Here is a 6,433-nt window from a genome sequence, read left to right as displayed (position 1 = left end):
GCAGGGGGGACCCTGTGGGAGAGTAGGACGCCGCCGAACAATCATTCAGAGAAGGCCCACCCGGGTGACCGGGTGGGCCTTTTCGCATTTCCGGGCCATTCCAAGGACCATCGACTCGAAGGATCATCGGCCCGGTCCGGTGTTGCTCCTACCACCACCAGGTGGTCCTAGGTCCACCCCGGAACTGGGGTGCCATGGCCAGTGTCCGGAGCGGGTCGTTCGTGAACACTGATGAAGGACGATCGGTACCGGCATCAGGAGTTTGCGTGACCACAGACACTCGTACGAGCGGCACGTCCGTCCGTGCGCAGACCCAGGTGGCCTTCCAGGCCGGCGGCCAGGGCCTGGCCCGGCTGGTCCAGGTGGTGCTGGGTGCCGTGCCGGGGTTCGTGATGCCGGTGGGGGCGGCCGTCGTCGCGGGGGTGGTGACGGCGCAGGTCATGGAGTTCTACTACCCGGCGGCCCTGATGGCGCTCGCGGCCGCGGTGGTCGCCGGCTCCGCGGTGGCGGCCGCCTGCATCCGCCCGACGGCCGACCGGACGCGGCGGATGCTGGAGCGCTGGTACGGCATCCGGCTTCCTGCGGTCTACCAGCCGCTGCCGAAGCTGGAGTTGGACGACCGGGGGCACTGGTGGACGGGTTACTCGTACCACCGCTCGCAGACGGTCGCGAAGTACGCGCAGCTGGTCCACTGGGGCCTGCGGGACCGCACCACCCGGGCCGAGATGCTCTGGCTGGTCGTGAACCCGGCCCTGGCCGCGCTGCTGGGCGGCGCGGTGGTCCTCCTGCTGGTGCTGGGGACGGCGTTCGCGCTGGGCGGTGCGGTGCCGGCGGACGGCTTCGGCCCGTTCAGCTCGCGGATGACACGGGTCACGCTGAGCCTGCTGATCGGGGCCGGCATGGTCCTGATCGGGATACTCCTCGCCCCGTACGCGGTGCGGGGGTACGTGGAGGCGGTCCGCCGGGTGCTGGACCAGGACGGCCGGGCGTCGCACGCCCAGCTGACCAAGCGGGTGGCCCAGTTGACCGAGACCCGGGCCGACGCGGCGGGCAGCCAGGCGGCCGAGCTGCGGCGCATCGAGCGGGATCTCCACGACGGCGCGCAGGCGCGGCTGGTCGCGATCGGGATGACGCTGGGCACCATCGAGCACCTGATGGAGACGGACCAGGCGGCCGCGCGGGAGCTCCTCTCCGAAGCGCGGCAGTCCTCGGCCCGGGCGCTGCAGGAGTTGCGCGACCTGGTCCGCGGCATCCATCCGCCGGTGCTCGCCGAGCGCGGACTCGGCGACGCCGTCCGGGCCCTGGCGCTGGACAGCGCGTTGCCGACCGAGGTGTTCGTGAGCCTGCCGGACCGACTGCCGGCTCCGGTCGAGGCGGCGGTCTACTTCAGCGTCAGCGAGCTGCTGGCCAACGCGGCCAAGCACTCGGAGGCCGAGCAGGTGTGGGTGGACATCCTCTACCGGGCCGGAATCCTCCGGGTCACGGTGACGGACGACGGTGTGGGCGTGGCGGATCCGTCGCGGGGTACGGGCCTGCGCGGGATCGAGCGTCGATTGGGTACCTTCGACGGTGTCCTCGCCATCGACAGCACGTCCGGCGGTCCCACCACCATCACCTTGGAGTTGCTGTGCGAGTTGTCCTCGCCGAGGACCTCTACCTCCTCCGCGAAGGCCTGATCCGTCTACTGGAAGCGCACGGCTTCACCATCGCGGCGGCCGTGGAGACCGGCCCCGAGCTGCTGGAGGCGCTGCTGACCCACCGCCCGGACGTGGCGGTGGTGGACGTGCGGCTGCCCCCGACGCTCACCGACGAGGGGCTCCAGGCCGCGCTCAAGGCGCGCCAGGAGATCCGGGGCCTGCCGGTGCTGGTGCTCTCCCAGCACGTCCAGCAGCTCTACGCGCGGGAGTTGCTGGCCGACGGCACGGGCGGGGTGGGCTACCTGTTGAAGGACCGGGTGTTCAACGCGGGGCAGTTCATCGACGCGGTCCGCCGGGTGGCGGCGGGCGGGACGGCGATGGACCCTGACGTGATCGCCAAGCTGATGCAGACCACCTCGCGCCGCCCGGGGCCGCTGCTCGGGCTGTCCCCGCGCGAGCGCGAGGTGCTGGAGCTGATGGCCGAGGGCTGCTCCAACTCGGCGATCGCCGCCCGCCTCTCGGTGAGCGACGGAGCGGTGGCCAAGCACATCGCCAACATCTTCAGCAAGCTCGGGCTCGCCCCCGACGAGGATGCCAACCGCCGGGTGATGGCCGTCCTGGCCTACCTCAACGGCACGGCGGGGCAGAGCCGCTGACGGCCCGACCGGTGCCGGCGCCCCGGGCGCGGTGGGTACTGTGACACCCCAGGCTGCGGAAACGCTGAAACACCCGTACGAGTAAACTCCGGTGGGCCGAGCCCGGACGCTGTTCAGCCGTCCGGCGGCCCGACTGGCGGGAACCGGCAGCCGATGCGCGTACGGCAGCAGCCGACATCCAGGGGTTGATAGACGTAATGGCACGCCCAACGCTCACCAAGGCCCATCGCGGCCTGCTCGGCCTGGTCGCGGCCGGGGCCTGCATCATCTCGGGCATCGGGTTCGCGGGCTCGTACAACGCGGTGCGCGAGCTGGCCCTGGAGAAGGGCTTCGGTGCCTTCTCCTACGCCTTCCCGATCGGCGTGGACGCGGGCATCGTGGTGCTCCTCGCCCTCGACCTGGTGCTGACCTGGCTGCGGATCCCCTTCCCGATGCTGCGGCAGACCGCCTGGCTGTTGACCGTCGCCACCATCGCCTTCAACGCGGCGGCCTCCTGGGGCGACCCGCTCGGCATGGGGATGCACGCCGTCATCCCGGTGCTGTTCGTCGTCGTGGTCGAGGCCTCCCGGCACGCGGTCGGCCGGATCGCGGCGATCACCGCGGACCGGCACATGGAGTCGGTCCGGGTGATGCGCTGGATACTCTCCCCGGTGCCGACCTTCCGGCTCTGGCGGCGGATGAAGCTCTGGGAGCTCCGCTCCTACGAGGAGGTCATCCGGCTGGAGCAGAACCGGCTGGTCTACCGGGCGCAGCTGCGCTTCCGCTACGGCCGCGGCTGGCGCCGCTCGGCGCCGATCCAGGCGCTGCTGCCGCTCAAGCTCGCCAAGTTCGGCGTCCCGCTGGACCCGTCGCTGCTCGACCGGCTGGACGAGGAGGGCCGCGAGCGCGAGGCCAAGGTCGCCCTGGCGGAGCAGCCGTCCCAGGAGCTCGGGGCCCAGCCCCAGCAGGCCCGGGCCGCGGCGATCGCCGCCCCGGTCCCGGTCCCGGCCGGAGCCCAGCAGCACCAGGCCGCACCGGCGGTACCGGCCGAACCAGCGGCGCAGGCCGCACCGGCGGCCCCGGCCGACCAGCCGCAGCCCCAGCCCGAGGCCCCCGCAGCCGCGGCCCCGATCGCGCCGGAGGTCGCCGCACCGATGCTGGCGAGGCTGCACGCCGTCCGGCTGCGTGCCGCCCAGGAGCCGGAGGCGGAGGAGGCCGCCGCCCCGCAGCCGCGCGGCGAGGAGCTGAACGTCTGGACCGAGCGCCCGGTGCGCACCACCGGCCACTCGGTCGACGCCGCCCCGGGCGGTCGGGTCCCGGGCCAGGCCTCCCCGTGGTTCAAGCCCCCGCGCCCGGCCGCCGAGGAGCCCGCCGCCGGGCCCCGGCCGCAGGGCCAGCAGCAGGCCGCGGCCCAGCCCGGCACCGAGGCGACCGCCGAGCCGGCGGTCGAGTCGCAGCACCGTCAGCCGGCCGCCCAGGCCGAGCACCGCGCCCGGCCCGAGCAGTCCGCGCCGGCCGAGGAGCCCGCTCAAGGCGCCCCCACCGAAGCCGACCCGGCACCCGTGCAACTGGACGAGGACATCGCCTACGACGGCCTGGTCTCCTACATGGACAGCTACGGCCACCAGCCCGACCCGCCGCGCCTCGCCGCCTGGCTGACCACCGAGTACGGGGTCACCGGCAAGGGGCCGGACGGTGCGGTCCACCCCAAGGAGGTCGCCGAGCTCTACCCGCTGCTGCGCGACCGCTACCTGGCCGCCGGGCGGGACTGAGTCCGCGCGGCCCCTTGCCGGTGACCCCGCGTCCACCGCTCGGTCGGCCATTGACGCCCGACCCGGCCGGAGTTACCTTCGCCTCAACAAATTGTTGAAGCTCTGGTTCGGCATGGAGGAGTGCGGATGTCGCAGGTCGAGGTCGACGGAACCGGACCGACGGGCGGGGCCTCCTTCTCCGCCGCCGCCCGCGCCGCCGTGGAGGCGCTGCTCGCCCCCGTGGACGCCGACCTGGCGCGCCGCTACCCGGGCGAGACCGGCACCCGGCAGCCGGTGCACACCGTCTACGTCCCCGCCGACGCCTTCCGTGCCGACACCGTACGGGAGTGGGGCCGCCAGGCCCTGGAGGCCTTCGACACCCACGCCGGCACCCCCGCCGAGCTCGCCCGCGCCCTCGGCGTCGCCGACGACGCCCTGCTCGCCGACGTGCACGCCCGGGTCCGCGCCAAGCTGGAGCGCGAGCCGGTCGAGGACCTGCGGATCGACTTCGAGGACGGCTACGGGCCCCGCCCCGACGCCGAGGAGGACGCCGCCGCCGTCCGGGCCGCCGAACTGGTCGCCGCCGCCGTGGCGGGGGGCAGCGCGCCGCCCTACGTCGGCATCCGGGTCAAGTGCATGGAGGCGCCCGTCCGGGCCCGCGGCATCCGCACCCTGGAGCTCTTCCTCGCCACCCTGCTGGCGAACGGCGGCCTGCCCGACGGCCTGGTGCTGACCCTGCCCAAGGTGACCTACGCCGAGCAGGTCACCGCGCTGGTCCGGCTGCTGGAGGACTTCGAGCGCCGGGCCGGGCTGCCCGCCGGCCGGATCGGCTTCGAGATCCAGATCGAGACCACCCAGGCGATCCTCGGCCCGGACGGCCGGGCCACCGTCGCCCGGATGATCGAGGCCGCCGAGGGCCGGGCCACCGGACTGCACTACGGCACCTTCGACTACAGCGCCTCCTGCGGCGTCAGTGCGGCCCACCAGAGCATGGACCACCCGGTCGCCGACCACGCCAAGGCGGTCATGCAGGTGGCCGCGGCCGGTACCGGCGTCCGGCTCTCCGACGGCTCGACCAACGTGATCCCCACCGGCACGACCGAGCAGGTGCACGCCGCCTGGAAGCTCCACCACGACCTGGTCCGCCGCTCGCTCGCCCGCGCCTACTACCAGGGCTGGGACATGCACCCGGCGCACCTGCCGACCCGCTACGTCGCGGTGTACTCCTTCTACCGGGAGGGCCTGGCGGCTGCCGCCGCCCGGCTCGCCGCGTACGTCGCCAAGGCGGGCGGCGACGTGATGGACGAGCCGGCCACCGCCCGGGCGCTCAGCGGCTACCTGCTGCGCGGCCTGGACTGCGGCGCCGTCGACCCGGCCGAGGTCACCGCGCTGACTGGTCTGGACCGAGCGCAGCTGGACGCCCTGGCCGGCCGCTGACCCCCAGGCCCTGACCCCCAGGCCCAGGCCAGGCCCGGGCCCGGCCCCGTCGGCCCCGGCCGTGCGCCAACTAGGCTGGCGGTGCCGCCCCGGACCCCCGGTGCGCGCACCGCCAGCCGTCGCCGTTCCCGGGAGAACCACCGCGCCATGTCCGCCACGCCGGAACCGACCGCCAGGCCGTACCTCACCATCCGGCGGGCCGGCAGCCACGAGACCGAGATCAAGAAGTCCCGCTTCATCTGCCACCTCGCCCGGGTCTCGGACGAGGACGAGGCGCAGGCCTTCATCGCGGGCGTGCGCAAGCAGTACTGGGACGCCCGGCACAACTGCACCGCCTTCGTGGTCGGCGAGGAGCAGCGTCGCGAGCGCTCCAGCGACGACGGCGAGCCCGGCGGCACGGCCGGGGTGCCGATGCTGGAGGTCCTGCGCCGACGCGGCCTGACCGACACCGTCGCCGTGGTGACCAGGTACTTCGGCGGGATCAAGCTCGGCGCGGGCGGCCTGGTGCGGGCGTACGGGAACGCGGTGTCGGCGGCGGTCGACGAGGTCGGACTGCTGGAGCGGCGCCCGGTCGACCTGCTCGCGGTGACGGCGGACCACGTGCGCGCCGGGCGGGTGGAGAACGACCTGCGGGCCGCCGGGTACGCGGTGAGCGACCTCGCCTACGAGGCGGCCGGGGTGCGGATCGAGGTGGGCGTGCCGGAGCCGGAGGTGGCCGGGTTCCACACCTGGCTGGCCGAGGCGACCGGCGGCACCGCGGTCGCCGTGCCGGCCGGGCGCACCCACGTCGAGGTACCGGTCTGAGCCGCGCGCTCCGCCCGCCCGGCGGCGGGCCGGGGGACCGACTTCCGGACGTACGTCCGGCCGGCGCCCGGGGGCCGAACCCGTGGTAGTGCTCGCCCAGCACCCCGCGCCGCCGCGCCGGCCGGTGGCCGGACCGGTGCCCGAGCCCGCCGGGAGGCGTCGCTGCCCG

5 protein-coding genes are annotated in these 6,433 nt (G+C 74.4%); all 5 read left to right on the top strand.

The window, feature by feature from the left end; translation table 11 throughout:
• The first annotated feature begins 266 nt into the window (after positions 1–266).
• The 5 genes from ACFC1T_RS35640 to ACFC1T_RS35620 all read left to right on the top strand — a co-directional run bounded on the left by ACFC1T_RS35640 (position 267) and on the right by ACFC1T_RS35620 (position 6,264).
• Positions 267–1,676 carry a sensor histidine kinase gene (locus tag ACFC1T_RS35640; protein WP_375896143.1) on the top strand — a complete coding sequence of 470 codons (1,410 nt, stop codon included), beginning with the start codon at positions 267–269 and terminating at the stop codon, positions 1,674–1,676.
• On the top strand, positions 1,628–2,293 hold the full coding sequence (locus ACFC1T_RS35635) for a response regulator transcription factor (RefSeq protein ID WP_360245306.1): 666 nt from the start codon (positions 1,628–1,630) through the stop codon (positions 2,291–2,293). Before ACFC1T_RS35640 ends, ACFC1T_RS35635 begins: the two co-directional genes overlap by 49 nt.
• Positions 2,294–2,490: 197 nt before the next feature.
• The gene (locus ACFC1T_RS35630) at positions 2,491–4,044 is read left to right on the top strand and encodes a DUF2637 domain-containing protein (protein WP_375896139.1); all 1,554 of its coding nucleotides are present in this window, start codon (positions 2,491–2,493) and stop codon (positions 4,042–4,044) included.
• Positions 4,045–4,170: 126 nt separating this feature from the next.
• Positions 4,171–5,460, top strand: a complete 1,290-nt coding sequence (locus ACFC1T_RS35625; protein ID WP_375896137.1) for a DUF6986 family protein — start codon at positions 4,171–4,173, stop codon at positions 5,458–5,460.
• A 147-nt stretch (positions 5,461–5,607) separates the two neighbouring features.
• Positions 5,608–6,264, top strand: a complete 657-nt coding sequence (locus ACFC1T_RS35620) for a YigZ family protein (RefSeq protein ID WP_375896134.1) — start codon at positions 5,608–5,610, stop codon at positions 6,262–6,264.
• The last annotated feature ends 169 nt before the right edge of the window (positions 6,265–6,433 follow it).

This window comes from Kitasatospora sp. NPDC056076, assembly GCF_042266305.1.
Taxonomy (GTDB): Bacteria; Actinomycetota; Actinomycetes; order Streptomycetales; family Streptomycetaceae; genus Kitasatospora.
Note: the sequence above shows the minus strand (reverse complement) of the source record. Positions and strands in the feature narration are given on the sequence as shown.

What these genes read in the sequence shown, in the direction of transcription:
- ACFC1T_RS35620 (WP_375896134.1), top strand. Translation starts at nt 5,608, where the DNA reads ATGTCCGCCACGCCGGAACCGACCGCCAGGCCGTACCTCACCATCCGG.
- ACFC1T_RS35625 (WP_375896137.1), top strand. Translation starts at nt 4,171, where the DNA reads ATGTCGCAGGTCGAGGTCGACGGAACCGGACCGACGGGCGGGGCCTCC.
- ACFC1T_RS35630 (WP_375896139.1), top strand. Translation starts at nt 2,491, where the DNA reads ATGGCACGCCCAACGCTCACCAAGGCCCATCGCGGCCTGCTCGGCCTG.